Source organism: uncultured Roseibium sp., from assembly GCF_947496995.1.
Classification (GTDB): Bacteria; Pseudomonadota; Alphaproteobacteria; order Rhizobiales; family Stappiaceae; genus Roseibium.
In genome coordinates, this window is sequence record NZ_CANMFD010000004.1 from 571020 (window position 1) to 595346 (window position 24327).

The window sequence follows — 24327 nt, forward strand, 5'->3', positions numbered from 1 at the left end:
GATTTCTGGAAAGGCTCTTTAGAGCTTGCCTTCGTCCTCGAAGGTTTCGTTCCAGTCCTCGATCAGCTTGTCGAGCGCTTCCTTGGCTGTGCCCACATCCGCCACGACGTAATCATGAAGGCGCTTTTGCATTGCCAGCAGCAGTTCGGCATAGGCCGGCTCCTGCCAGAAGTCCTTCACGTTATCCATGGCCAGCAGGAAGTCCGACGCGAAGGGGGCGCTGTCCGCGAAACCCGGGTCGTTCAGAACGCTGACATGACAGGAATAGCCGCCGAGATCCCACCACTTCTTCTGGACGGAAGGCTGGGCGAACCATTTGACATATTCCAGCGCCGCATCCCGCTTGTCGGAATAGGAGATGACGGAGATCCCCTGCCCGCCAAGTGTCGAGGCTTCGACATTCTGGCCGGGATTGACGAAGAACCCGATCTTCTCGCCGCCGACATCCGGATCCGCGTAGAGACCCGGGAAGAAGGCGAACCAGTTCATCGCCATGGCCACCTGACCGGATTTGAACGCGTCAAGCGACTGTTCCATGTAGCTGTCGGTATAGCCCGGGGGCGTCGCGGTCTTGTAGAGTTCCTTGTAGAACTCGAGACCTGCAACGGCTTCAGGCGAATTCACCGCGCCTTCCATGTCGTATTTGCCCGGTGTCATCTCGTATTTGAAACCGAACGGATACATGGAGCTGGTCGCCCCCATGGTGATGCCTTCCGAACCGCGTTCGGTGAAGATCGCCGCGCCATAGCGTTTCTGGCCGTCGATTTCGCGCTCCTGGAAGAATTGCGCGACTTCCAGAAGCTCGGCCTGCGTTTTCGGCGGAGCCAGATCGCGGCCGTGCTTTTCCTTGAACGCAGCCTGGATTTCGGGCTTTTCGAACCAGTCCTTGCGGTAGAACCAGCCGTTGGCATCGCCCATGGCCGGCAGGGCGTAATAATTCGGCGTCCCCTTCGGCCAGGTGGAATAGGCATAGACGGTCGCCGCAGCGAAATCGTCCATGCTGATGCCTTCCTTGTCGAAGAAGTCGTTCAGCTTCACATAGTGGCCATTCTCGGCACCGCCGCCGATCCACTGACTGTCGCCGATGAGCAGATCGCACAGCTTTCCGCCGGAATTCAGCTCGTTCAGCATGCGGTCCGCGAAGTTCGGCCAGGGCACGAACTCGAAGTTCATCGTATGCCCGTATTCGGCTTCGAATTCCTTGGAAAGTTCGACAAGTGCATTGGCCGGATCCCAGGCCGCCCAGCACAGGGTCAGATCATCGGCCTGAGCCCTCGACACTGCCAGTCCGCTTGACGCCACAAGAGCCGTCGCAGCAAGAAGTTTCGCATATTTCATGGGTGATTTCCTCCCGAATTGGTCGCGCACCGGCTTCCACCGGGCGGCAGCACTCCTCCAAGTGCGCAAGAAGACTAACTGACATACGTATGTCACGTCAATTATATTTCTGACATACGTATTTCTTTTCAGTCCAAAGGAGGTGTTTCACACTTGGCGAGAAGCGGTCAAATTACTGTTTTTTAGATGCTTTCAGAATTCTGGAGCCGCCCGAAACGACTTTAATAAAGATTCTCGCGGACAATGATTTCGATGCGGATTTGCTCCTGAGCCTCGAAAATCAGGGTCCTGTCGCACTTGGCCCGCAGGACCCTGAGGGCGCTGCGCACCAGATGACCGACATTCTGCGCGATCACCGCATCGATCTCGTCATTGAGCAGCGCCTGGCGCGTAACGGCGGTCAGATCGTGCGCGACCACGACGAGATGGCTCAATTGCGCGTTTTCCCTCAGCGCCTCCAGCATCGCCGCATTGCCTGAGCCCATGGAATAAATCGCCTTCAGGTCGGCCTGGTCCGCAACAGCATGGTCCAGCGTTGCGCGGATCCGCTGCGGATCGTCATGAAATTCGACGGTCGGCAGAGCTTTGAGCTGCGGAAAATCGCGAGAGAGAATTTCATCCAGCCCGAAACGCCGCTCGATACTGTCGCGCGCCACCATGGAATTGGTGACGACCAGTATGCTTCCGGCTTCGTTACGCAAAAATCTGCCGAGCAGCGCCCCTGCCGTCTTGCCGGCGGAAAAGTTGTCGATTCCGACGAAGTGGTGACAATTGCTGTTCGGAAGGTCCGAGACGAAGGCGACCACATAAACGCCGGCGCTCTTGATATGCGCAATGGCGTCACGGACCTGCGGCGTTTCCGGCACCATGATCGCCACCCCGTCCAGGGTGGCAAGGTTCAACCGTTTCAGATGCTCGACAAGTGCATGCGGATCAGCGGCATTGACGAACATCACCTCTACATCCACCCGGTCGGCAACCTGGGCGCTTGCGGCCTCGTGAACGGCCGAGGCTATCGTCTCGACAAAATGGTTCGGCCCTTCCGGCAGAACGAAGAGGAACCTGTAGCGCCGCTGCTTGGCGAGATTGGCCGCATAGGTGTCGCGCACATAGCCGAGTTTTTCGACTGCGGCCCTGACCCGTTCGGCATTTTTGGGTCGCACATCGGTCCGGCCGTTCAGCACCCTGTCGACCGTCGACAGGCTGACGCCGGCCTCGCGCGCGATATCGTGTACGGTGGGTTTGACCATTGCGCCTCCAGAGACGATAAAATTGCGCAGACATCTGACATACGTCAATCAGTTTAGAAAAACCCACGTTCGAAATCTTGAATTTTCCAAAGAAAATCAGCTAATTGCCCAAATATCCTCACTCGGCATCCGCCACCTCTCCACACGCCCTGGGCCGACCTGAAGGTCTTGCCCGCAACGACAGCAATGTGCGGAGCCGTCACCCCTGCATCGGGACAACAATCAACACATCATCGTCCCGCCGCTCGACCGGGCATCACCCGAAACCTGTTTGACCGGACGAGCCCGATGCGGGTCGGCAACTCCCCGGCTCCCGATACTCGTCCGGACCTTTCCAGAAAACTGGGTATCCCTTGCTCGAACGGGTTCTCGGGAACTAAAATTGGCGTTATCGTGATGAAGAAACTGGATGAGACAGTATTGCTGCGCAAGGTACCGGAGTAACACGCGCACAGGTCAGAACATCTCCGATCCTTTCCGATGGTTCGTCTATCGGATCTGCCAGGGATATCTGAACTTTCTCACTCATAAAGACTGCCGCATTTCATGCCTGCCCCTCTCGACTGCAAAGGGCCTGATGTTGAAGTTCGTGATCTGGTTTTTAATTCTTGCGAGCCTGAGCCTCACCCCGGGCGCCGCAGCGCATGCCGCTGAAGACGGAAAATTTTCTCCGCTCAAGCTTGACGGTCGTCTGGTGAAATGGGGACCGGCGCTACTCGGCACACCGGCACATGTCACCTATGCCTTTGCCGAAGCCCCCCTTGCTCGCAACAACAGCCGCAACTGCCGAGCGATGGACAGCCTGGACCGCCTTGCACGGCTCTCCGGGTTTACCCCGACTGCCATCCGCAAGGAGGCGGCGGCGGCGTTCCGGCTCTGGGAGGACGCAAGCGGTGTATCCTTCACGGAGGTCGCAAGCGTCAGTGAAGCCGATATCGTCGTCGGCGCGCAGTCGCTGCCCCGCGGTTATGCCTTCACAAGCGTTCGATACGCAAAGACGGTTCCGCCTTTCCCGACAAGATCCATGGGTGCCGACAGGGGCCTCAACAGGCCCGGAATGCAAACAGCGGAGAAGAAAGATCTCTCCGGCGAACTCGAGATCGCCGAAATCACCCGTTCGGCCGTTTGCCTCAATCCGGCGCACAAGTGGAAAATCGGCTTTGACGGCGATCTGAAATCCTATGATCTCAGATACACATTCGCCCATGAAATCGGTCACGCGATCGGCCTAGACCACTATCTGCGTGGAAGCTCGATCATGCATTTCAAATACCGCGAGACCTTCCGCTCCCTTCAACCGGGCGATATTGCCGGTGCAAGATGGCTTTACGGTCCGGCGGATGGCTGATCAGGGCTCACCGGAAGCCGAACAATTCTCATCACGGATCTGACCGGACTGGCCTAAGCCGCTCTCCTCACGCGTAGATCGCAGCGTGATGCGCGTCCGCGACCTGCTGCGCAACCTTGGCCGCCCGGGTGATCAGCTCGTTACGCGGCTCACCAACGTAGGTCGCCGTGAACCGCAGCGGTGACGGCAGCCAGCCCGGATTGAACGTCGCGATCCGCTCTTCCTCCACCAGCCGGCGTCCGAGTTCCTGCGGCAGAATGCCGACACCGATCCCCGCAGCCACCATTTCAAACCCCGTCGACAGGGAATTGGTCGGAAAGATCTGCGCCGCGATGCCGTGCCGATCGCGAAGCTGCTGCATCAGTTCACGATAGGGCCGCGAATTGCGGTTATAGGTGATGACGGGCGTTACACTGAGATCCGGGTTCGGAAGATCCACTGGCCGATACCAGGCCAGCTCGAAGGGCGGCAGATCCAGATTGTCGACACTGTATTCCGAAATCGGGCCCATCAGGATCGTCAGATCCAGAGACCGGTCCAGCAACATCTCCCTCAGGTTCAGGGAGATGTCGACCGAGACCTCGATCTTGAGCCTGGGAAAGTTGCGATGCAGTTCGCGCAGGAATTCCGGTAGCCATGTCTGCGCGACCGTCTCAGCGACGCCCAGCCGCAACAGGGAGCTGATACTGTCCTCCGACATCACATCCCCCTTGATCCGTTCCAGGGTCGCCATCATCTGATCGGCATGCTGCCGCAGCAGCACCCCTTTTCGCGTCAGCACCACACCGGTCGAGACCCTGCTGAAAAGCTCGGTGCCGAGATAGGTTTCCAGACTGGAAATACGTGCGGAAACAGCCGGTTGGGAGATATTCATCTGCTCGGCGGCGCGCCTGACACCTCCCATCCTCGCCACGGCCAGAAATGTCCTGAGCTGCTCAAGCGTCATGAAGAAATACCTCTTTCAGGTGATCAGAGAAGCTGATCACTTTGGACAGAAATTCACGATTTGACTTGATACTAGATCCGCCGCAGGATTTTTTCACTTACTTTCGAGGTGGACATGACGCCTGCGCCTGCAGATTTTTCCCAGATGGCCGACATGACCCCGGCGGACGTGCGCCGGGCGATCCGCGACGGCCGCTACAGCGGGCACACGGCCGGTCTTGCCAAGGGCATGCTGCAGTGCAATCTGGCGATCGTGCCGGGTGATTATGCGGCCGATTTTCACACCTTCTGCCGCAACAATCCCAAATCCTGCCCCCTTGCCGGCATCTCAGCTCCCGGGGAAACCGGCATCGCCCGGCTCGGCGGCGATGTCGACATCCGTACCGACGCGGCCCGCTACAACATCTATCGTTTCGGCAAACTGGAAAAGCAGGTCACCGATCTGTCGGACATGTGGCAGGAGGATCTTGTCGCCTTCGCCATTGGCTGCTCCTTCACCTTCGAGAATGCTCTGCGCCGCGCCGGCATCGCCATGCGCCATATCGATGAGAATGTCACAGTCCCCATGTACCGGACGACGCTCGAAACCGTACCGAGCGGCCCCTTCGGCGGTGGCATGGTGGTCTCCATGCGGCCGGTGCCCGAAGACCGGCTGGAGGAAGTCCGGAAAATCTGCGGCAACTACCCGCTCGCCCACGGCGCACCGGTTCATACGGGCAGCCCTGAAGCTATCGGCATCGCCGATCTGGAGGCCCCGGACTGGGGCCAGCCGGTCGAGATCCGCAAGGGGGAAGTCCCCGTGTACTGGGCCTGCGGCGTGACCCCGCAGGTCGCCATAATGAGGGCCAAACTGCCCCTGTCGATCACCCATGCCCCCGGAGCCATGCTCATCGCCGATGTCGATGAACGCACGACACCGATCTACCCCTACACAGATGACTGATTGAAATACCAAGAAAACAGAGGATGGAACTGGATATGAAAACCCTATTGAAGCTCTCCGCCGTCTCCATGATTGCGCTCTCCACCGGGACGTTTGCCCAGGCCGAGGAACTCGCCGTGGTCGGCAGCTGGAGCGGCCTGCCGCTGCACAAGCAATATGAAGCCCCGTTCTGGAGCGAAAAACTTCCGGAAATCTCCGATGGCGATCTGACCGCATCGCTCACCACCCACGACCAGATGGGCATCGGCGGCGGTGACGTCTTCCGCCTGCTGTCGCAGGGCGTCTTCGATGTCGGCATGACCGTTGCCGACTATGCCGTATCCGACAGCGCCGCGCTTGAGGCTCTGGACGTGCCGCTGATCGCACCCGATGCCGCCACGGCAAAAAAGGCCGTCGATGCCGCAAGACCGATGGTTGACGACATCTACAAGGACGTCTTCAACGCCAAGGTCCTCGGAATTGCTCCCTACCCACCGCAGGTGGTTTTCTGTAACGCCGACATCACCTCGCTGGACGATTTGAAAGGCAAGAAGGTGCGCGCCTCCGGCCGCATGACCGCCAAGTTTCTGGAAGCCCTCGGCGCGGAAGGTGTGAACGTCGGCTTTGGTGAAGTTCCCGGCGCCCTGCAGCGCGGCGTTGTCGATTGCGCCATCACCGGCGCCGGCTCGGGCTACAACGCCGGCTGGTGGGAAGTTTCCACCCACCTGATGCCGATCCCGCTCGGTGGCTGGGACCCAGTCGTCACCGCGATCAATCTGGACAAGTGGAACACGCTCAGCGACGAGCAGAAGGCCACTCTTGAAAAAGGCGTTCAGGAGTACATCGAGGCACCCGCCTGGGAAAGCGCCCAGAACGCCCTTGAGAATGACATCATCTGTTTGACCGGCAGCGGCGAATGTCCCTACGGTGAAGCCAGAGATCTGGTGCTTGTCGAAGCCAGTGACGCGGATCTGGCGAAAGCCAGGGAGGTGCTGATCACCGAAGTTCTGCCGGAATGGGCGGAACGCGCGGGCGGCGACTGGGCGAAGCGCTGGAGCGACACGGTCGGCGAAGTCACCGGCGTCAAACTCGAAGCAAACTGAGGCGCAACTCCGATGATGTCCCTGGTATCTCTCATCCGGCGGTTGAATGACCGTCTTGCGATCGGCGTCGGCCTTGTGCTGATGGCATGCGTCGCATTCACCCTGGTGGAGATCGTCACCCGACGACTGGGGGCCTCACTCGGGGGCGTCGACGAAATCTCCGGCTACGTGATGGCCGTCACCACGAGCTGGGGCATAAGCTACGCCCTGACGGAGCAAGCGCATGTGCGCATCGACCTGCTCCGTCAGCGCCTCGTTCCCTTCGGCCGGGCGGTCTTCGACATCATTTCCATCCTCTGCCTGGCGGCAACGGCCATCGTCGTCGCCTGGCGTGGCTGGGCTGTCGTAGAAAAGACCCTAGCCACCGGCGCGCGCGCCAATACCCCGCTTGAAACCCCGCTGTGGATCCCGCAGTCCCTGTGGTGGGCGGGTTGGGTCTGGTTCGCGGTTTCGGCCAGCATCCTGCTCGTTGCCGTCCTGGTGAAATTCCTGTCGGCGGACTACCAGTCGGTCGATAAAATCGCCGGTGCGCGGGGGGAAGCATGATTTCCTTTACATCCTTCGGCCTTCTCGGCCTGCTGACGCTGTCTATTCCCGTCGGCATCGTTCTCTTTCTGCTGGCCTTCGGCATAGACACTTTCTTCAGCCCGTTCCCCCTGATGCGCGGTCTCGGTCAGGTCGTCTGGTCGTCCTCCAACAGCGCCACGCTCATTGCCATTCCGCTCTTTGTTCTGCTGGGTGAAATACTGGTGCGCAGCGGTGTGGCCAGGCGGACATATGCTGCGCTGGAGAAATGGGTTGCCTGGATGCCGGGCGGCCTGATTCACGCCAACATCGCCACCTCGACCATGTTTTCGGCGACCTCCGGCTCCTCCGTCGCCACCGCGGCGACGGTTGCGACCGTCGCCATGCCGCAGGCCCAGGAGCTCGGCTACAATCAGAAACTCTTCTCCGGCGCGATTGCCGCCGGCGGCACCCTCGGCATCATGATCCCGCCGTCGATCAACCTGATCGTCTACGGCTTTCTGACCGAAAGCTCGATCCCGCAGCTCTTTCTCGCCGGCCTTGTCCCGGGCCTGCTTCTGGCAGTCCTGTTCATGGTGACGACAATCATCCTGTGTGTCCTGTGGCCTTCCCTTGGCGGCCCCCGGCGCGCAAGCACAGTGTCGGAAAAACTGGCCGGACTTGCCGATCTGCTGCCGATCTTCGGCCTCTTTGCCGCGATCGTCGGCTCGATCTACGCCGGCTGGGCGACACCGACGGAAGCAGCCACTGTCGGTGTCGCCATTGCCTTGCTGATCGCCGCACACCAGAAGGCGCTGACCTGGGCGATGCTGTCCGACGCCCTGCGCGGTTCGGTGAAGACGTCCTCCATGATCATGCTGGTGGTCATCGGCGCCTATGTCCTCAATTTCGCGCTGACGGCAGCCGGTGTCAGCCGGGCGCTGCAGGATCTTCTGGGCAGCCTCGGCCTCGGCCCGCTTGAAACGCTGCTCGTGATCATCCTGATCTACATCATCCTCGGCTTCTTCATCGAAACCCTGTCGCTGATGGTGGCGACCATCCCGATCGTCGTACCGATCATCGTCGAGCTCGGTTACGACAAGATCTGGTTCGGCATCCTGATGATCATCCTGGTGGAGATGGCGTTGATCACGCCGCCCGTCGGGCTGAACCTTTATGTGGTCCAGGCCGCGCGCAAATCCGGAAGCTTCAGCGATGTGATGCTGGGCTGCATTCCCTATGCGCTGGCAATGCTGGCGATGGTCGGACTGCTGATCCTGATGCCGCAACTGGCCCTCTTCCTCCCCTCAACCCTCTGAGAGAGACATCCCATGCAATTCAAAACGGCGACAGGAGTGCTGTCCTGCACTCCGGACCGGCTCATCGTCGCCGGCTGGACCGGCCGGGACCGGGCCGCGGTTGACCATCATATCGAGGAACTGGCCGCCATCGGCGTCCCCGCGCCTTCCTCCGTCCCGCTCTACTACCAGTGCGCGCCGGCACTCCTGACACAGGAAGCTTCCATTCAGGTGCTGGGCGACCAATCCTCCGGCGAGGCAGAACCCTTTGTCCTGAAACAGGACGGCCGGCTCTGGCTGGGGCTTGCCTCGGATCATACCGATCGGTCGCTGGAAACCTATTCGGTCGCCTGGTCCAAACAGGCCTGCGCCAAGCCTGTCGCCGAAACGATCTGGCCCTTCGAGGACGTCGCAGAGCATCTCGACAGCTTGAAGCTGCAATCCTGGATCCGGGAAGGAGGTGACTGGATCGCCTACCAGGACGGCACGCTGGCCTCGATCCTGCCACTGCAGCAGCTGATCACCGGGGCGGACCTCCGCGACGGCACGGCAATGCTGTGCGGCACCCTTCCCGCCATCGGCGGTGTCCGGCCTTCCTCCGAATTCAGGATGAAACTGGAAGATCCCGTTACCGGCCTGTCGATCTCATCGAGCTACACCAGCGCTTCTCTTGAAATCGTTTCGTGATATCTCTCGGACCAATTAAAGCAAAGGTGTGGCTGCTGTCGTCCGGCACACCCCGGTTTTGCAGGGTTTCTCGACATCTTGCCCCTCCTTGGCGGTCCCGGACCTGATCCGGGACCAGGGCATCGAACGGTGATGGAAACTTCCGGCTCCGGCGGAAACGGGGTTGATGACCGCGGCAAATCCGGTTCATTTCTATTGGCCTGAAGTTTACGAGGATTCTGATTCATGAGCGCACCGTTTCCCTGGACCGCTGAAACCGCGGAAAGCCGGCTGGAGTCTGCTCTTCAGGCTGCCTCCGGCGACCCTGCGGCGAAGGCGGTTTTCACCGGACTGCTCGAAGACCGGGCCCGCGGCCAGACAAAGGCGGCAGCAGGTGTGAAAACGCCGCTGGCCGGTGCTCTCGTCAGCGTCAAGGCGCTGTTCGATGTCAAGGGAGAGATCACAACCTCCGGCACCAAGGTTCTGCGCAACGATCCGCCCGCACAAGCTGATGCACCCGCGATCGCCCGGCTGGATGCCGCCGGCGGCGTTTTCGTCGGACTGACCAACATGTCGGAATTCGCCTATTCCGGGCTCGGCCTCAATCCGCATTACAGCACGCCGCGCAACCCGGCCTATCCCGGCGGCGCTCCGGGCGGCTCCACCAGCGGTGGGGCGGTCTCGGTCGCTCTCGGCCTTTGCGACGTGGCAATCGGCAGCGACACCGGCGGTTCGCTCCGCATCCCGGCAGCCTTCACCGGCATCACCGGTTTCAAACCCACCCAGGCCTCCGTGCCGATGGCAGGCGGCAAACCGCTGTCGGACAGTCTCGACAGTTTCGGACCGATGGCAAAAACCGTCGGTATCTGTGAACTCGCCTGGCAGGTGATGGCCGATCGTCCCACCGTGCCATCGTCTACCGCGCGCGCCCGTCTGGTCATTCCGGGCAATTTCGGGTTCGACGAGATCGACCCTCAGGTTGCCGAGGGCTTCGAAGCCGTCGTCCGGCATCTGCAGGACAATGGCTTCGATGTGCTCCGCAAGGACCTTACCTCGATGGAACTCTACGGCGACGTGCCGCCCTGGCATATGACGTCCGTGGAATCGCGCGCCCATTACGAGGATCATTTCCAGGGCACGCCCGAAGATTTTGATCCGCGCGTTCACGCCCGCATGGCACGGGCCAATGAAATAACCGCAATCGACTACCGCCGCACCGTCAATCGGCGCGCGGCCTTCATCGCAGCTTTCCGCGAGGAACTGGGCAACGACATGCTCCTGCTGCCGACCACCCCTATCCTGCCTCCGGATATCGACGCTCTCGCCGACGACGACACCTTCAACCGCATGAACCTCCTGGCGTTGCGCAATCCGACCCTCGCAAACATTGCCGACGCCTGCAGCCTTGCCCTGCCCTATCGGCACGCGGGCAACGTCCTGAGCGCCATGCTCATCGCAACCGGCGGACGGGACGAGGCTTTGCTGGCCTGCGGCAAGGCAGTTGAAGAGGCGCTGGCGGAGATGACTGACGTACAAAGTGAAGGCTGATCAGCGACCTTGTTTTGCAGAGAGGAGCAGCAATCGGCTGTCAATACGCTCAAGCCGCGTCAGCCATAGTCCTTCTTGGCAAACATAAACAAGATACCGAAGATCATTCGGTCCTATTGCAGCACCCATTTTGATCCGAATTGCCCGAGATTCGAAGCATTCGAATTCGTTTCCGAATAACCGACATGGACCCCTACAAGCACGGGCCGCCCATCCTTTTGCTGAATTAGAGCTCCGCCACTGCTTCCCCGACTGGACTGACAGGTGTGGCTCATCCGGCCCGTATCTTCGCCATAGCTGACAATCGTGCAAAGCGGGCTGCGATCCACCAGCCAGTACCGGTGCATATCCTCGCTATGGCTGTTTTTCTTCGCCATGAGATGCCGCAGCAATGAAATCTTGTTACCTGCGGCAAAGATGGTTGGAGCGAACAACACGGGTGGCGCGACATCCAGCAATTGTTGATCAGCCAGGCCTCCCAGCCCATTGTTCAAATCGGTCAGGAACGCGAAATCGCCGCCGACCGCAAACGGTAAATCGCTTTTCTGCTCTTCCAGTCGAAAGACCAGCCCCGGAAAGCTCCTGTGCAACTCGGAGAAAAGCGACCCGTTTTTCAAACAGTGCCCCGCGCTCGCCGCGAAAACGTCTCCCCTGAAGCGGAAAGATACGGCGTTGCACATGACTTCGTCCTCGGGCGTTCCCCCGGCGCTAATGGAAGCGTATGGCAGTTCGGCGCGCAGGTTCTGGCCATCGAAACAGCTGGCAACATAGTCTTTTTCCACGGCTAGGCATTGTTTGTAGTCGTCGTCCTGCAGGGTTCGTACACACCGGTTTTCATATGCGGTTTCAATATCGCAATCGCCATCTTGCGGACAAACGAGGGTATAAAGCTGTGACATGGCAGCTTGGCAGGTTAGCCTCCCGGCGTCGGCTTTGGCCCTTTCCCAGGACGCGACCCGTTTGCTCCATGCTCCTCCGCCATCAGGACCGCTGCCGTAGGTTCCCGTGGCTGCATCAGGCGACACCGGCTGTTCGAAAGGTGAGGAGCCTGAATAGAGAAACCTTCGTGATTGAACCTGATTGACTGCATCCTGAAATGTGTCCCACTGCCCGGGATTCATCTCAAGTGACCATCTTGAGACCACCGACCGGTTCAATCCGTTCAAATGTTCTGCGGGAACCTGCCCAGCCAAGGCCTTGATGTCACCCGTCAGTTGACTTTTTCGGATCGCCTGCTTGAGAAAGCCGCGCATCACCTCTGCACTGCCATTGTTGAATTGCTCTACCTGCATTTGGCCTTGAGCATGGGCGGGAAGACCGACCGCAATTGCGACAAAGGCCGCTATCAGATACATGCCGCTCATTGTTCCTGCTCCTTCTTCTGACTTTCCCCACTCTCGTTTACGGTGCGGATACGGGTCAGGCTCTCGGCTTTCAATTCCGGCGCGGCACGAAGCACACGCCCGATTTCAGTATCCAGATCGGGAACGCAGTTTTTCAAGTTCTTGGAAAGCAAAATCAGCCGCTCTCTGAACAAGGGAGGCCCCGCGCATTGCGCCTCTTCCAGCTTTTGCGTGAGACGGGAAATCGCGCCCTGAAAATCGAGAATTCGGAGATCAATCTGCAAGCTCCGGAAACGATCATGCCACTCGTTTCCTGCTGTTTTTTCTTGGTGGATTTGCGCTGCCTTCGAGCTCAAAAGCGCCAGGCTTTCGACCGAGCAGGCCTTCGCAAGCCCTGTGGCAGTCATTGCGATGTCGAGAACATTTTCATCCGTCAAGCGAATGCAGGGAAACTTGCCGTCCTCTTCATTCGGACGTATCTCCAGAATACGTTCCCGGGTCACCGCGCGTGGCACGCCAAGCGCTTCGTTGATAGCCAGAAGCCGGTGGGCGTCCACTATCTCACCGCTTGTCAGATGCGAAAACCTGGATCCCAGTTTGAAATGCGAATCCAAACCAACTTTACCTACTCCCCAACCAGCCCAGTAGCCGGCAAGCAGCAGCAATACGATGCTTCCCATCAAAGGCAGGGTCTGGCGCATGGCCTGCTTGTCGCCAACGATCGCATCCGACCCGGCGATCAACGCGAGACTTGCCGCCACAATAGCACCGAGAATTTGCAGAATAGCTGCGGAAGTGGAAGACAAAGTTAGTGCCTGTATCCCACCGATCGATACGCCCAGAACAAACAGACTAAAGAAAAATATTTTCAGCTTCATGACATAACTCAAGGAAACTTGATCTGATAACAATCAATTCCGCGAAATTTCGGAATATACACCCTCAAATAGATACCATTTTCTTTTGCCTGTGACCACAGTGACCGGAACCTGCTTTTCAGCACCGCTCTGGATGAAGTTTTCTGCATTCTTTGGAACATTTCTCGTTTCGGGCAGAAGCTATTCTTGTGAAACTGGACGCAGCCTTTCCGCCAGCTTCTTCAATACAACACGGTTCCGGCTCGTCACCGTCGAGCGCTTCCAGCCGTATTTCCGACAGACTGCGGAGAACTTCCCTCCCCCGGCCTTGCACATCACCTCGAACTGCAGCGCCCGGCGGGCGTCCGCGTCCCTGATCAGGAAAAACCAGCCAAGCGCTTCTTCTGCCCTGCTGATCTGCGCAGGAGAAAAATGACGCCTCCGTTTTGCAATTTTGCCTTTGTAGTCAGGCCAGGCCGCCAGAACCGCGCGCGGCCCGTCCGCCTTCCCCGTCACGGCAATCACTTCCACCGCCTCGGTCAAACGGGCCATCACATCTTCAGGTGTTTCAGGTTTCACCAGGCTGCCCCCGCAAGGTTTTGGTTTCGACGAAGAAGAATATGGAAATCTTCAAGCTGGCCTTCGCGGGTGCCACCCCGCGAAAATATGCCATTCTTCTCATGTCCCGCCTGCCTTCATACCGCCCGCACCTCAGCCACCATCAACCGGTCCAGCTCATAAGAAAGCAGGACCGACAGGGTGAGAGTCGGAGCGGATGGATTGATGTGTTTGGCGCGTTTGAGAAGCTCTTCCAGGTCGAGCTGATCGAAGAGATCCAGAAATCCAGTGCGATCGATCCACTCCGGTTTGCTGGACACCAGCCAAGAGACCGCTGTCAGGCACGGCGCCGACCAGTTGCCGCGGTTCTGCGCGGTATTGATCAGGCCGAAGACCAGACGCAGGTGCTCCGGCCCATGCTTTTTCAGCAGCGTCAGGCACGTGCGCCGCGCCTTGGACTGGTGACGCCCCTCCGCCCGCCTCGTGTGATTGACGAATTGCACGCCATATTCGGCGGCAATCCTGTCCACATGCCCACCCGACGCCATCACTCATTGCCTTCCAGGATACGAGGGCTGTGCTTGCTATCGGGCACCCGTTGCAGGGATCCGAAAGCCGCTTCGGCTCTTTCTCGGGCCGTTGACACTTTATGTTCACGTTTTGTTCTCAAGACCCTGCCCTCAGACACTTTCTGGTTGCCCCCTGCGCGTTGGCCTTGCCCAAGCTTCAGAAGCCGGAGTTCCAGAGTGAGCAACCGGGTGCGCGCCTTTTCCAGCGCGAATTCGTCTTCCAGCCGGGCGCTCGGCCGCTCCGCCCGGATACGGCAATAGGCGACTTTCTCGCGTGCCGCCTCGATCTCGTCCTTGAGTTCATTCATAAAGGCTCTCCTCCGCGCCGGCTTTAAACCATCCCGTTACCGGCAGGTGGGCCGGCCCCCCAGGACACATCTGTATTTCCATCATGCCTTCCACTCACCAAACTCATTGCTTGCAAATTCGTACGCTTTATGCGTATACATGTCAACGTGGAAATCATACGTTTTCTACTGCTACTACGCACGCACCCAAATCCGCACGGCAGGCACGAACATGGAAGAAACCACCCAATCCGCCGTATCCAGGCAGCTTGCGGATCTGAAAAACCGCAGCGGACTGTCCATACGCGCCATTGCACGCGCAATGGGTTACCAGAACGCATCCTCCATCCAGCGCTATTTCAGTCAGGACTATTCCAAACCTGCCCTGCCGGCAGACTTCGTCGCCAAGCTGCTGCCGGTCCTTACCGGCAAGGGCGAGCAGCCGGTAACACGGGACGAGATTCTGGCTCTGGCCCCGGAGTCCATCACGGATCTGGAGGCCGCCCACGCTTCGCCGCAAGCGGCAATGCCACTGGATATCAAAGGTCAGGTTGCCGCGGGCCTGTGGATGGAAGCAGGCCTCTTCGAGACGGACGCGACCAGAAAAGCAACGATGGCCGGCGATCTGCGCTACCCGAATGAGTACCAATACCTGTTGGAAATCAACGGAGAGAGCCTTAACCGCATTGCGCGCGACGGCGATTTTGTCCTTTGCCTCGATTATCTAGAAGCCGGAATTGACATCAGGTCGGGCGACCTTGCTGTCGTGGAACGTTCAAGAGACGGCGGACACACGATCGAACGCACCGCCAAGCGCATCATTCACCGCAATGGCGGGATCGAACTGCGCCCGGAATCCGACGACCCACGCTTCCAGGAGCCGATCATCTTTAACGAGCATGATGAAGAAGCAACGGAAGTCCGCATCATCGCCAAGATCCTCTCTGTCATCCGCCAGATCGTCTAGGCCACAGCTTCATGTATGAAGATGAAATGGCGAAAGCAACTCAACGCATTCAGCCATCGATATTCAGAAGAGATCACACAGAACCTCACCAAACCTGAACGACACGCCAGGCACCTGCACCCTTCTGATCGGAATACACAGCAAGGGCAAACGTATGTTTGCAGCGTATAAATACCCTCCAAATTATTGACATGTACGCATAATGCGTATAACTTTCGATTGTATTGGAGAGGAGTATCTAGATGCCCTTGAACCTGGACATGTCGTTCTTCTGGGTGATTTGCGAACTGGAAGGATCCCTCTATCTGCCGGAGGCGGATCTGGAGGGCATGTCTCTCCGTCGAATTATCGGCGATATCCGCAGCGGCCAGATCGAAAACATCCAGGCCATCCTGGAAACCAATCCCGCCGAAGGCTGGTGCAACGATATCACCACAGACATCCTGGCCGCCGCCTTTCCGGAAACGGGGCCGGATATTGAACCCGATGAAGAAAACGTTCTCTCTGACGAAAACTGGTCCGACTACAGTTCGGAGCGCCTGAACGGCAGACTTGCAGGCATCCGGGTCCGCGTTGCCGACTGACTTCTCCGGCAATCAGCCAAACCATCTCTGGTTGGACAAATAAAATTTCTTACATTTTCGTCGAGAGTTAAAATTCTCCGCACCAGCATCCAATATCGAAATAATAGTAAGATTTCTGCCGTTTTCCGACTTTCACCCTCTCGACACCTCAATCCAGCCTCGCCATTGACAGCCACAAAAACTCCGATTAGGTGTTTCTTGGTCCAACAAATAAAGATTTGGCTCCGCACCACGCAGAATACGGATTTTGAGTTCGGCAATGAGTACAGAAGGAAGCAGCGAATCCGGCAAGACGGGATCTGCGGGCGAATCCGCGGTCGACGTTGTCGTGCAGCAAATTCGCAACCTGATCGCAACCTCCAAGTTGAAGGTCGGCGACCATCTTCCGACCGAGCGCGACCTGTGCGCCCAGTTCAATGCGAGCCGCAACACCGTCCGCGAGGCCATGCGTATCCTGAAGGCCTATGGGCTGGTGGATGTCCGCCCAAAGATCGGCGCCACCATTACCGACAACCGCATGACGCGGGCGTTTGAACTGTTTTCCTTCAACACCATGGAAATTTCGCGCAAGACCTTCAGCGATGTGCAGGACTTCCGCAGTCTGGTCGAAGTCGGCTCGGCGGATCTGTTTTTCGACCGGTTGCGGCAGGAGGATCTGGACGATCTATCCGAAATCAACGCCAAACTGGCCGAGATTCACGACCTGAACGAGGCCTCGGAAATCGACTATGCGTTCCATATGCGCCTGGTCTCCATCCTGGACAATCACGCTGTCCTCGACGTCTACGCGGTGATGAAACCCGTCATTCTACGGATCATGCAGAAGGGCAAGACCCGCAGGATTTTCAAGACCGAAACCTTCAGCGAGCATCAGGGCGTCGTCGACGCGCTCGCGGCGCGCGACCGGCTGGCCTTTCAGTACCGGCTGCGCAGCCACCTGATGATTGGATTCCGGTTTTTCAGCGAGGAGATGGAGGAATCCGCCTGAAAAACCGTTTGCCCGGAACCGACTACGGCAGGCCGGAAGCGCCGACCGGCCACAAGGGCACAGCATGATCAACGGATGACCGGTCGAAATCGGCCGGCCATCCAGAAGTTGGTCGTTTCTGAAGTGTTGGCGCATTCGGCGGTCAAATGGCCGCAAGATGCGCTGGCAGGCGTATCAATGGGAGGAAGTGAAATGAAAACCTTGCTGAAACTGACGACGGCTCTATCGGCGCTCGTCCTGTCTGCAAACATGGCTCTGGCCGGACCGGAAGTCGTTTCCGGACCGGGAGCCAACCCGGAGTGCTTCGCACCCTGGTCCGAGACTACCAAGTTCTTCAAGTGGGACGCAAAAGAAGGGCCTTACCGGATCGCGGTGGTGAACGGCTTCGTCGGCAACACCTGGCGCATCCAGATGATCAAGACGGCAAAGGCCTATGCTGAAGACCCTTCGATCAAGGACAAGATCAAGGAATTCAAGGTCGTCTCGACCGGCACGGATGCTCCCGCGCAGCTTGGCGCCATCGAGGACTTCATCAACCAGGGCTATGACGCGATCATCACCATTGCCGTCTCGCCGGAAGGTTTCGACCGCGTGATCCGGCTGGCCGACAAGAACGATGTCGTCATCGTTCCCTTCGACAACGTGCTCGACACGGACAAGGTGATGCAGGTCAACGAAGACCAGCTTGCAATGGGGCGCGCCTACGCAACCCATGTCCTGAAAGAGCTTGCTGCCATCGGCAAAACCTCCGGCAAGGTGCTGGAAGTCCGCGGGTTGGCCGGCAATTCCGTCGACCGTGACCGCTCGATCGGCATCAACGAGGTGCTTGATGAATCCGGCGGCAACTGGGAACGGGTGTCGGTCGTCGGCAACTGGGATGACGGAACCGCCCAGAAGGTGGTGGCCGATGCCATCGCCGTTCACGGCGAATTCGACGCTGTTCTGGCACAGGGCGGTACCACCGGCGTTGTCCAGGCACTGCTCGATGCCGAACATCCCATGATTCCGGTTTCCGGGGAAGCTGAAAACGGCTTCCGCAAGCTGATGGCCGCAAATGCGGACAAGGGCCTGAAGGGCATTTCCATCGGCCAGTCCCCCGGTCTCGTGGCGATCTCCATGAAGGCGGCCATCTCCGCGCTCGAGGGCAACGTCATGCCGCAGCTCATTTCGGTGCCGCTGCCGATGGCGACCTACGACGAGTTGGAGGACGGCAAGAACTACTGGTCCGACCTGCCCGACAACTTCTTCACGGTCAACGAGTTCCCGCCCTGTGACGTGAACATCTCCGGTCCTGCGATCATGTCGCAGTCCGAAGCAGACGTGAAATAACACACCACTGCTGAGGCGGTTCCGGTCTTCTCGCCGGAACCGCTTTTCGGGGTACGCACCCTGAAGCAGGGGGCCTGTTCCCTGACGGGATCCGGTCACATTTTCTGTCTTCATGCCGGCGGCATGAATGCAGGTTGAACCAGATCTGCGGATGCGGGGTCATAACCGGCTGACCATCCGATAGTCGATCGTTTCAAAGTGGTAGAGCGCCCTGTCCACGTTCAGTTGAACGAAGGCTGCTCCAGACCCGGCGGGCCTGAACGCATGACCGAAGCAATAGTTGAATACCGCGGCATCTCGAAATTCTTTGCCGGAATCCGTGCCCTGGAAGGTGTTGATTTCAAATGCCGCTCCGGCTCCATTCACGCCATTCTGGGTGAGAATGGTGCGGGCAAGTCCACCATGATCAAGATCATGTCGGGGGTCCTGCAACCCGATGAAGGGACGATCCTTCTGGAGGGCAAACCGGTAACCTTTTCCTCTCCGCAGGCCGCCAACGAAGCCGGGATCGTCTGCATGTTCCAGGAGCTTTCGCTGGTTCCCGATCTTTCGGTGGCCGACAACATTTCCATCTCCCACCCGCCGCGCCGTTTCGGCCTGATCGACAGACGGGCGCAGGTCCGCCGCGCCGAAGAGCTCCTTGCCCGGGTCCGCTGCGAGGATATCGATCCGAACGCACTTGTCCGCGAACTGTCTCTGTCGCGCCGGCAAATGGTGGAAATCGCCAAGGCACTCGGCCGCGATCCCAAAGTGCTCATTCTCGACGAGGCAACGTCTGCCCTGACCACCCGTGACGTGCAGACCGTCTATGATCTTCTGGGCGATCTCCGGGACAAGGGCGTGGCCAGCCTCTTCATCTCCCACCGGATGCATGAGGTCGACGCCCTTTGCGACACCCTGTCCGTTTTCCGCAACGGACAGCACATCGAAACCTTCGCCAAGGGCGAAAGAAGCGAAGGCGAGATCGTGCGCCTGATGATCGGCCGGGACGTTGAGGCCCAGTTCCCACCCAGGCCGCCGCAGCCGCCGGAAACTCTGCGCGACGCACCGCTTTTGAGCGTGAAGGGTCTGAAGTGGGGCAAGCGTCTCAACGGTATCGACCTGGATGTCAGGCGCGGCGAGATTGTCGGTCTGGGCGGACTGGACGGTCAGGGCCAGAAGGAACTGCTGTTGGCGCTCTTTGGAGTGCTGCGCGATGTGGAGGGCGACGTCCGCATCGGAGACGCAAAAGGCATCCCCTCCTCACCTGCCGCCGCCAAATCCGCGGCGACGCGCCTGGCGCTGGTGCCGGAAGATCGCAAAACCGAAGGCCTGATGCTGGGCATGTCGATCGCGGACAATCTTCTGGCCGCCAGCTTTGCCAATATTTCCAGCGGACCGTTCATCAACCCGAAAAAGGCTCAGGCCGAGATCCTTTCCGGAATTTCGAAACTGCAGATCAAGGCCGGATCTCCTGCCGATCCCGTCATGACGCTGTCCGGTGGCAACCAGCAGAAGGTTGTGATCGCTAAATGGTTGATGATCAATCCGGACGTCATCCTGCTCAACGACCCCACGCGCGGCATCGATGTCGGCACCAAACAGGAGATCTACAAACTCATGCGCAGCCTCGCAAACGAGGGCAAGGCGATCCTCTTCTACTCGTCCGACTACGCGGAGCTGATCGGCTGTTGCGACCGGGTCTCCGTGCTTTACGCCGGCCGTGTCGTCAGCGAGCAGGAAGGTGACGCGATCACCGAGGAAAGCCTGGTCGCCGCTTCGCTCAACATCGGGATCGAGGCAGCTTGATGCAGATGGTATCCTTGAAACGCGGCGTGTCGCAGAACATGGGATTTGCCACCGCGGTCCTCCTGTTGCTTGTCCTCTATCTCACTTACAACATGATGCACCCGCGCGGCTTTTCTTCCGCTGTAGCGATACAGAACTCCAACGAGACCGTTGCCATCGCCTTTGTCGCCATGGCGCAGACGCTGCCGGTTCTTCTGGGCGGGCTGGATCTGTCCGTCGGCGCGGTGATGACCCTGACCAACTGTGTCGCTTCCTTGCTGCTGAACGGTTCGCCGGCGCAGATCCTGCTCGGCATGGGTCTCACCCTGCTCACCGGCACGATGTTCGGACTGATGAACGGCCTGATCGTCGTTTATGGCCGCATCCAGCCGATCATCGCGACGCTCGCGACAGGCGCCATCGCCATGGGCCTTGCCTTGTTGATCAGACCGCAACCCGGCGGCAACGTGGATGACGACCTGGGTTGGGCGCTCACCAATTCGGTCTGGGACCTGGCCGACACTTACGGCTTCGCGGACGGCGGCGATGCCTGGTGGCTGCGTCCCTTCGCCGATATCCCCGTCCCGTTCCTGCTGGTGCTCTTCGTTGCGATCTTCGTCTGGCTGCCGTTCCGCCGATCGGTGACCGGCCGCACGGTCTACGCCATCGGCTCTGCGGAAGGCGCGGCCTATATGTCCGGCCTTCCGATCAACCGGGCCAAGATCGCCGCGTTTACGCTTGGCGGTTTTTTCGCAGCCTGTGGCGGTCTTTATCTGGCCATCCAGACCTCGTCCGGCAATGCGGATATCCAGCAGGCGGGCGCCTACACGCTGAATTCGATCGCCGCCGTGGTTCTGGGGGGCACCTCCCTGCTGGGCGGCACGGGCGGCGCCATCGGCAGCCTGATAGGGGCAATGATCCTGCGCGTGATTTCGTTCTACTTCCGGATTCTCGACATCGACCCGCTGTTGCAGCCCCTGATCGAAGGTCTCGTCCTGCTCACAGCCGTATCCTTCGGAGCGTTCCGGACGCTGAGGGTAAAGAACCAGCTCGATCTCTTCAGATAGCCTGGTCATGAGGAACCGACCCAGAATGCGCATGTCTATTTCTACCGAAAACCGGCCGATCGTCATTGCCTCGCTCTTCATCGTGGTCATCCTGATCGCGGGAACCGCCTATACGCTCTCGACCACCGGAACCGCACCGCTGCTGTCCGCGAACTACCTTCTGCAGCAACTGCAGACCGGGTCCTTTCTCGGCATCTGCGCCGCGGGCATGATGATGGTCATCCTGCTCGGCCATATCGACCTTTCGATTCCCTGGACGCTGACCGCCGCCGCAATGACGGCAACGGCCGTCGGCGGTGACCTTGCCCTGCCGACGGCTCTTGCGGTCGGGCTCGCGGTCGGACTGCTGAACGGCTTCGGTGTCGCCTATCTGCGCATTCCCTCGATGATCTTCACCCTGGGCGTCGATACGGTCCTGCGCGGCCTGATGGTCGCCCAGACCGGTGGTTTCGCGCCGCAGGACAAGGCCACGCCCCTGATGCTGTTTCTCGCCAAGGACAAGATCCTCGGCATCCCGGCCGCAATCGTCGTCTGGGCGGCAGTTTCGCTGATCATCATGCTGGTGCTGACACGAACCGGCTTCGGCCGCTCGATCTACGCCACAGGCTCGCGTGAGCGCGCGGCCTATCTTTCCGGCATCCGCACCCGCTCGGTCATTATCGGTGCCTTCGTAGTCTCCAGCCTGTGCGCCGCCATCGCCGGCGTGCTTCTGGCCGGGTATTCGGCAAAGGCTTACCAGGGCATGGGCAACGCCTTCCTGCTGCCCGCCATTGCCGCCGTCGTTCTCGGCGGCACGCATATTCTCGGCGGCAAGGGCCGCTATATCGGCACACTCATCGGCGTCATACTCATCGTGCTGCTCAATTCCGTCCTGTCGATCATGCAAATGCCGGAAGCTGGACGGCAGATCATTTACGGCAGCGTGATCATCGGTATGCTGCTGGTCTACGGGCGCAATCAGCGCGTCACGTCCTGAGGGAGGCATCATGAGCGGCAAAGACTACGAAATCCGCGACGACCGGTTCGCCGGACTGATCCACAAGAACGCCGGGCAGGAGACGCTCTGGACGGGCGGCCGCTGGACGGAAGGTCCGGCCTATCTCGCCGCCGGTCGGTATCTTGTGTGGTCGGACATTCCCAACGACCGGCTCATGCGCTGGGACGAGATGAACGGCGCGGTCGCCACCTTCGAACAGCCCTGTCGTAATCATAACGGTCACTGCGTTGACGGTCTCGGCCGGCTGATCGCTTGCGAGCACCGGGGCCGCTGTGTCAGCCGCTACGAGGTCGATGGCTCGAAGACAATCCTTGCCGACAGCTTCAACGGCAAACGCTTCAATTCACCGAACGACGTCGTGGTGAAATCGGACGGCTCTATCTGGTTCACCGACCCGTCCTACGGCATCGACAGCGACTATGAGGGCGACGCCGCCCCGATGGAGCAGGACGGGCGGCATGTCTACCGGATCGATCCGGGCGGCAACATCACCCGCGTCATCGAAGACATGAAACAGCCCAACGGCCTCGCCTTCACGCCGGACGAGGCGTTTCTGTATGTCTCCGATACAGGCAGATCCCACTTCCCCGACCACACACCCAGAATCCGCCGCTATCCGGTCGAAGCAGGCGGCACGGCTCTTGGGGCGGGCGAGGATTTTGTCTTCTGCGAGCAGGGCGTTTTCGACGGCTTCCGCGTCGATACGAACGGCAACATCTGGTCTTCGGCCGGCGACGGCATTCACTGCTTTGCGCCCGACGGCACCCTGCTCGGCAAGATCCTGATCGATGAGGTCGTCGCCAACCTCTGCTTCGGCGGCCCGAAACGCAACCGCCTCTTCATCTGCGCAACGACCTCGATCCGGTCGATCTACGTAAAGGCCCGAGGGGCGACGCCCTGAGAGATCCGATCCACCTCGGCGCTCCCGGATTTCTATCCCGCTATTGTGAAACAACCTTCGAATTCCCGGGCGCGGTGGATGCATCAGCTTCCGGTGCTTCGACAGATTTCCCGGGCTCGGCACTGCCTTTGGGTATGGCATTCACGCCGAACAACGTGTTGAGATGTTGCGACTTCTGCGTTTCGGGAAAATGCCCTTTGTACAGCCGTTCCATCGTTCCATCCGAGAACATGCTGTAGAGCGAGAATGCCAGGAGCTCCGGAAATTCGGAAACATTGCGGGAAGACGCGACGAAGGCGTAAGGCTCGTACGTTCCTCCCGGCGCAATCGTATAGCTGTTCAGGCAGGAAACACCGGGCTTGGCCCGATAGGCCGAAATAGACGCCCTGACGATATCGGCATCGCCGTAATACCGCGACATTCGGCCTTCGCAAAAGGCCTTGGCCGCATCGTGATGCGACTTCATCGGACTGGTGCAAATCACCGGCCCGGTCTTGTCGCCGCTTGAACGAAGCTTTGCTTCCAGTTCCACCTTTTTGCCGATCGTCGTTCCTTCAACATAGCCACGAAACTCGAATGTGCTGTTTTCAGCCCCATCGTTTTTCGGCGGAAAAAACGTGATCCAGGGTTTTTCCGCCTTTTTGCTATCGTCATCTTCCGGCGGCTCTGTCTCCTCCCCTCCGCTGAGAGGGCGTTCCTTCAGCGCGGTACAGGGATCTTCATCATTTTGAATGTTCTCAGGGATCTCTCCCCAACCCCATCCCTCCCGACCGAACCTCTGGACCGCATGCGTTCCGTTTGCCACAAAGATGATCGGCGAAAAGACCAGATGCGAAGCCTGTCCGCCCCCCGCCTGGGTGAAATTCCGCATCCTTTGCAGCGTTATGGTCGTCGGGTCACAGAGCAGGTCGATATGTTCGGTCCCGGAACTCAAGAACGCGCTTCGCTGCGTCGCGTCGATTGATTCAGTTTCAAACCGGAACCCGGCTCTCTGAACCGCCTCGGTACAGATGTCCCAGAAGAACCCGAGATAATGCCCGGTCTCGGCGTCTTTCCAGATAAATGGCCGGGCGTCGTCGCGCGCCGCGATCCGGACGGTCTCTTCCGGCCCGGCAAGGGACCAGTCACCGCTGACCATCAGCAACTGACAGGCGAGGAACAAAAGACAGATCGGATTGCGTCCACGCATGA

24 protein-coding genes are annotated in these 24327 nt (G+C 59.3%); 15 read left to right on the plus strand and 9 right to left on the minus strand.

All coding sequences use genetic code 11. The features are described 5' to 3' along the window. Positions 1–18: 18 nt before the first annotated feature. Both Q1B40_RS18635 and Q1B40_RS18640 read right to left on the minus strand, forming a co-directional pair. Positions 19–1338 carry an ABC transporter substrate-binding protein gene (locus Q1B40_RS18635; protein ID WP_299817571.1) on the minus strand — a complete coding sequence of 440 codons (1320 nt, stop codon included), beginning with the start codon at positions 1336–1338 and terminating at the stop codon, positions 19–21. Between the two features lie 221 nt (positions 1339–1559). Beyond that, the gene (locus Q1B40_RS18640) at positions 1560–2588 is read right to left on the minus strand and encodes a LacI family DNA-binding transcriptional regulator (RefSeq protein ID WP_299817573.1); all 1029 of its coding nucleotides are present in this window, start codon (positions 2586–2588) and stop codon (positions 1560–1562) included. Positions 2589–3165: 577 nt separating this feature from the next. On the opposite strand from Q1B40_RS18640, the gene Q1B40_RS18645 reads away from it, so the two are divergent. Continuing rightward, positions 3166–3936, plus strand: a complete 771-nt coding sequence (locus Q1B40_RS18645) for a matrixin family metalloprotease (RefSeq protein WP_299817575.1) — start codon at positions 3166–3168, stop codon at positions 3934–3936. Positions 3937–4003: 67 nt separating this feature from the next. Here Q1B40_RS18645 and Q1B40_RS18650 read toward each other — a convergent pair whose 3' ends face one another. Continuing rightward, a complete protein-coding gene (locus tag Q1B40_RS18650; RefSeq protein ID WP_299817577.1) occupies positions 4004–4882 on the minus strand; it encodes a LysR family transcriptional regulator in 879 nt (292 codons plus the stop codon). Between the two features lie 114 nt (positions 4883–4996). Here Q1B40_RS18650 and Q1B40_RS18655 point away from each other — a divergent pair, with 114 nt between their 5' ends. From Q1B40_RS18655 to Q1B40_RS18680, 6 genes are all read left to right on the plus strand, one after another. Further along, entirely contained in the window at positions 4997–5824 is an 828-nt protein-coding gene (locus Q1B40_RS18655; RefSeq protein ID WP_299817579.1) for a putative hydro-lyase, read from the plus strand. A 35-nt stretch (positions 5825–5859) separates the two neighbouring features. Next, positions 5860–6906 (plus strand): TRAP transporter substrate-binding protein, encoded by a 1047-nt coding sequence (locus Q1B40_RS18660; protein ID WP_299817581.1) that lies wholly within the window; start codon positions 5860–5862, stop codon positions 6904–6906. 12 nt (positions 6907–6918) lie between these two features. Further along, complete coding sequence (locus Q1B40_RS18665; RefSeq protein ID WP_299817583.1) at positions 6919–7452, plus strand: TRAP transporter small permease subunit; 534 nt, start codon at positions 6919–6921, stop codon at positions 7450–7452. Continuing rightward, on the plus strand, positions 7449–8729 hold the full coding sequence (locus Q1B40_RS18670) for a TRAP transporter large permease (RefSeq protein ID WP_299817585.1): 1281 nt from the start codon (positions 7449–7451) through the stop codon (positions 8727–8729). Before Q1B40_RS18665 ends, Q1B40_RS18670 begins: the two co-directional genes overlap by 4 nt. A gap of 12 nt (positions 8730–8741) precedes the next feature. Next, the gene (locus Q1B40_RS18675) at positions 8742–9395 is read left to right on the plus strand and encodes a DUF2848 domain-containing protein (RefSeq protein ID WP_299817587.1); all 654 of its coding nucleotides are present in this window, start codon (positions 8742–8744) and stop codon (positions 9393–9395) included. A gap of 225 nt (positions 9396–9620) precedes the next feature. Next, positions 9621–10922 carry an amidase family protein gene (locus Q1B40_RS18680; protein ID WP_299817589.1) on the plus strand — a complete coding sequence of 434 codons (1302 nt, stop codon included), beginning with the start codon at positions 9621–9623 and terminating at the stop codon, positions 10920–10922. A gap of 113 nt (positions 10923–11035) precedes the next feature. On the opposite strand, the gene Q1B40_RS18685 is transcribed toward Q1B40_RS18680, so the two are convergent. The 5 genes from Q1B40_RS18685 to Q1B40_RS18705 all read right to left on the minus strand — a co-directional run bounded on the left by Q1B40_RS18685 (position 11036) and on the right by Q1B40_RS18705 (position 14557). Continuing rightward, entirely contained in the window at positions 11036–12286 is a 1251-nt protein-coding gene (locus Q1B40_RS18685; protein ID WP_299817591.1) for a hypothetical protein, read from the minus strand. Further along, positions 12283–13143 (minus strand): hypothetical protein, encoded by an 861-nt coding sequence (locus Q1B40_RS18690; RefSeq protein ID WP_299817593.1) that lies wholly within the window; start codon positions 13141–13143, stop codon positions 12283–12285. Before Q1B40_RS18690 ends, Q1B40_RS18685 begins: the two co-directional genes overlap by 4 nt. A gap of 180 nt (positions 13144–13323) precedes the next feature. After that, entirely contained in the window at positions 13324–13674 is a 351-nt protein-coding gene (locus Q1B40_RS18695; protein WP_299817595.1) for a DUF6362 family protein, read from the minus strand. A gap of 143 nt (positions 13675–13817) precedes the next feature. Further along, on the minus strand, positions 13818–14228 hold the full coding sequence (locus tag Q1B40_RS18700) for a hypothetical protein (RefSeq protein ID WP_299817597.1): 411 nt from the start codon (positions 14226–14228) through the stop codon (positions 13818–13820). Next, positions 14228–14557 (minus strand): hypothetical protein, encoded by a 330-nt coding sequence (locus tag Q1B40_RS18705; RefSeq protein WP_299817599.1) that lies wholly within the window; start codon positions 14555–14557, stop codon positions 14228–14230. Before Q1B40_RS18705 ends, Q1B40_RS18700 begins: the two co-directional genes overlap by 1 nt. 211 nt (positions 14558–14768) lie before the next feature. Here Q1B40_RS18705 and Q1B40_RS18710 point away from each other — a divergent pair, with 211 nt between their 5' ends. From Q1B40_RS18710 to Q1B40_RS18745, 8 genes are all read left to right on the plus strand, one after another. Further along, positions 14769–15503, plus strand: coding sequence for a LexA family transcriptional regulator (locus Q1B40_RS18710; protein WP_299817601.1), 735 nt, complete (start codon positions 14769–14771; stop codon positions 15501–15503). 242 nt (positions 15504–15745) lie between these two features. Beyond that, a complete protein-coding gene (locus tag Q1B40_RS18715; protein WP_299817603.1) occupies positions 15746–16087 on the plus strand; it encodes a hypothetical protein in 342 nt (113 codons plus the stop codon). A gap of 259 nt (positions 16088–16346) precedes the next feature. Next, entirely contained in the window at positions 16347–17075 is a 729-nt protein-coding gene (locus tag Q1B40_RS18720; protein WP_299817605.1) for a GntR family transcriptional regulator, read from the plus strand. Between the two features lie 192 nt (positions 17076–17267). Beyond that, on the plus strand, positions 17268–18404 hold the full coding sequence (locus tag Q1B40_RS18725; protein ID WP_299817606.1) for a sugar ABC transporter substrate-binding protein: 1137 nt from the start codon (positions 17268–17270) through the stop codon (positions 18402–18404). Between the two features lie 264 nt (positions 18405–18668). Next, positions 18669–20192, plus strand: a complete 1524-nt coding sequence (locus Q1B40_RS18730) for a sugar ABC transporter ATP-binding protein (protein WP_299817608.1) — start codon at positions 18669–18671, stop codon at positions 20190–20192. Positions 20193–20197: 5 nt separating this feature from the next. Continuing rightward, positions 20198–21238 (plus strand): ABC transporter permease, encoded by a 1041-nt coding sequence (locus Q1B40_RS18735; protein ID WP_367279159.1) that lies wholly within the window; start codon positions 20198–20200, stop codon positions 21236–21238. Positions 21239–21263: 25 nt separating this feature from the next. After that, on the plus strand, positions 21264–22214 hold the full coding sequence (locus Q1B40_RS18740; protein ID WP_299817612.1) for an ABC transporter permease: 951 nt from the start codon (positions 21264–21266) through the stop codon (positions 22212–22214). Between the two features lie 10 nt (positions 22215–22224). Next, on the plus strand, positions 22225–23136 hold the full coding sequence (locus Q1B40_RS18745; RefSeq protein ID WP_299817614.1) for an SMP-30/gluconolactonase/LRE family protein: 912 nt from the start codon (positions 22225–22227) through the stop codon (positions 23134–23136). Positions 23137–23176: 40 nt separating this feature from the next. On the opposite strand, the gene Q1B40_RS18750 is transcribed toward Q1B40_RS18745, so the two are convergent. Continuing rightward, a complete protein-coding gene (locus Q1B40_RS18750) occupies positions 23177–24325 on the minus strand; it encodes a transporter substrate-binding domain-containing protein (RefSeq protein WP_299817616.1) in 1149 nt (382 codons plus the stop codon). Between the last annotated feature and the right edge of the window lie 2 nt (positions 24326–24327).

Coding starts and splice junctions, on each gene's coding strand:
- Q1B40_RS18635 (WP_299817571.1), bottom strand. CDS start 1,338: ATGAAATATGCGAAACTTCTTGCTGCGACGGCTCTTGTGGCGTCAAGC.
- Q1B40_RS18640 (WP_299817573.1), bottom strand. CDS start 2,588: ATGGTCAAACCCACCGTACACGATATCGCGCGCGAGGCCGGCGTCAGC.
- Q1B40_RS18645 (WP_299817575.1), top strand. CDS start 3,166: ATGTTGAAGTTCGTGATCTGGTTTTTAATTCTTGCGAGCCTGAGCCTC.
- Q1B40_RS18650 (WP_299817577.1), bottom strand. CDS start 4,882: ATGACGCTTGAGCAGCTCAGGACATTTCTGGCCGTGGCGAGGATGGGA.
- Q1B40_RS18655 (WP_299817579.1), top strand. CDS start 4,997: ATGACGCCTGCGCCTGCAGATTTTTCCCAGATGGCCGACATGACCCCG.
- Q1B40_RS18660 (WP_299817581.1), top strand. CDS start 5,860: ATGAAAACCCTATTGAAGCTCTCCGCCGTCTCCATGATTGCGCTCTCC.
- Q1B40_RS18665 (WP_299817583.1), top strand. CDS start 6,919: ATGATGTCCCTGGTATCTCTCATCCGGCGGTTGAATGACCGTCTTGCG.
- Q1B40_RS18670 (WP_299817585.1), top strand. CDS start 7,449: ATGATTTCCTTTACATCCTTCGGCCTTCTCGGCCTGCTGACGCTGTCT.
- Q1B40_RS18675 (WP_299817587.1), top strand. CDS start 8,742: ATGCAATTCAAAACGGCGACAGGAGTGCTGTCCTGCACTCCGGACCGG.
- Q1B40_RS18680 (WP_299817589.1), top strand. CDS start 9,621: ATGAGCGCACCGTTTCCCTGGACCGCTGAAACCGCGGAAAGCCGGCTG.
- Q1B40_RS18685 (WP_299817591.1), bottom strand. CDS start 12,286: ATGAGCGGCATGTATCTGATAGCGGCCTTTGTCGCAATTGCGGTCGGT.
- Q1B40_RS18690 (WP_299817593.1), bottom strand. CDS start 13,143: ATGAAGCTGAAAATATTTTTCTTTAGTCTGTTTGTTCTGGGCGTATCG.
- Q1B40_RS18695 (WP_299817595.1), bottom strand. CDS start 13,674: ATGGCCCGTTTGACCGAGGCGGTGGAAGTGATTGCCGTGACGGGGAAG.
- Q1B40_RS18700 (WP_299817597.1), bottom strand. CDS start 14,228: ATGGCGTCGGGTGGGCATGTGGACAGGATTGCCGCCGAATATGGCGTG.
- Q1B40_RS18705 (WP_299817599.1), bottom strand. CDS start 14,557: ATGAATGAACTCAAGGACGAGATCGAGGCGGCACGCGAGAAAGTCGCC.
- Q1B40_RS18710 (WP_299817601.1), top strand. CDS start 14,769: ATGGAAGAAACCACCCAATCCGCCGTATCCAGGCAGCTTGCGGATCTG.
- Q1B40_RS18715 (WP_299817603.1), top strand. CDS start 15,746: ATGCCCTTGAACCTGGACATGTCGTTCTTCTGGGTGATTTGCGAACTG.
- Q1B40_RS18720 (WP_299817605.1), top strand. CDS start 16,347: ATGAGTACAGAAGGAAGCAGCGAATCCGGCAAGACGGGATCTGCGGGC.
- Q1B40_RS18725 (WP_299817606.1), top strand. CDS start 17,268: ATGAAAACCTTGCTGAAACTGACGACGGCTCTATCGGCGCTCGTCCTG.
- Q1B40_RS18730 (WP_299817608.1), top strand. CDS start 18,669: ATGACCGAAGCAATAGTTGAATACCGCGGCATCTCGAAATTCTTTGCC.
- Q1B40_RS18735 (WP_367279159.1), top strand. CDS start 20,198: ATGGTATCCTTGAAACGCGGCGTGTCGCAGAACATGGGATTTGCCACC.
- Q1B40_RS18740 (WP_299817612.1), top strand. CDS start 21,264: ATGCGCATGTCTATTTCTACCGAAAACCGGCCGATCGTCATTGCCTCG.
- Q1B40_RS18745 (WP_299817614.1), top strand. CDS start 22,225: ATGAGCGGCAAAGACTACGAAATCCGCGACGACCGGTTCGCCGGACTG.
- Q1B40_RS18750 (WP_299817616.1), bottom strand. CDS start 24,325: ATGCGTGGACGCAATCCGATCTGTCTTTTGTTCCTCGCCTGTCAGTTG.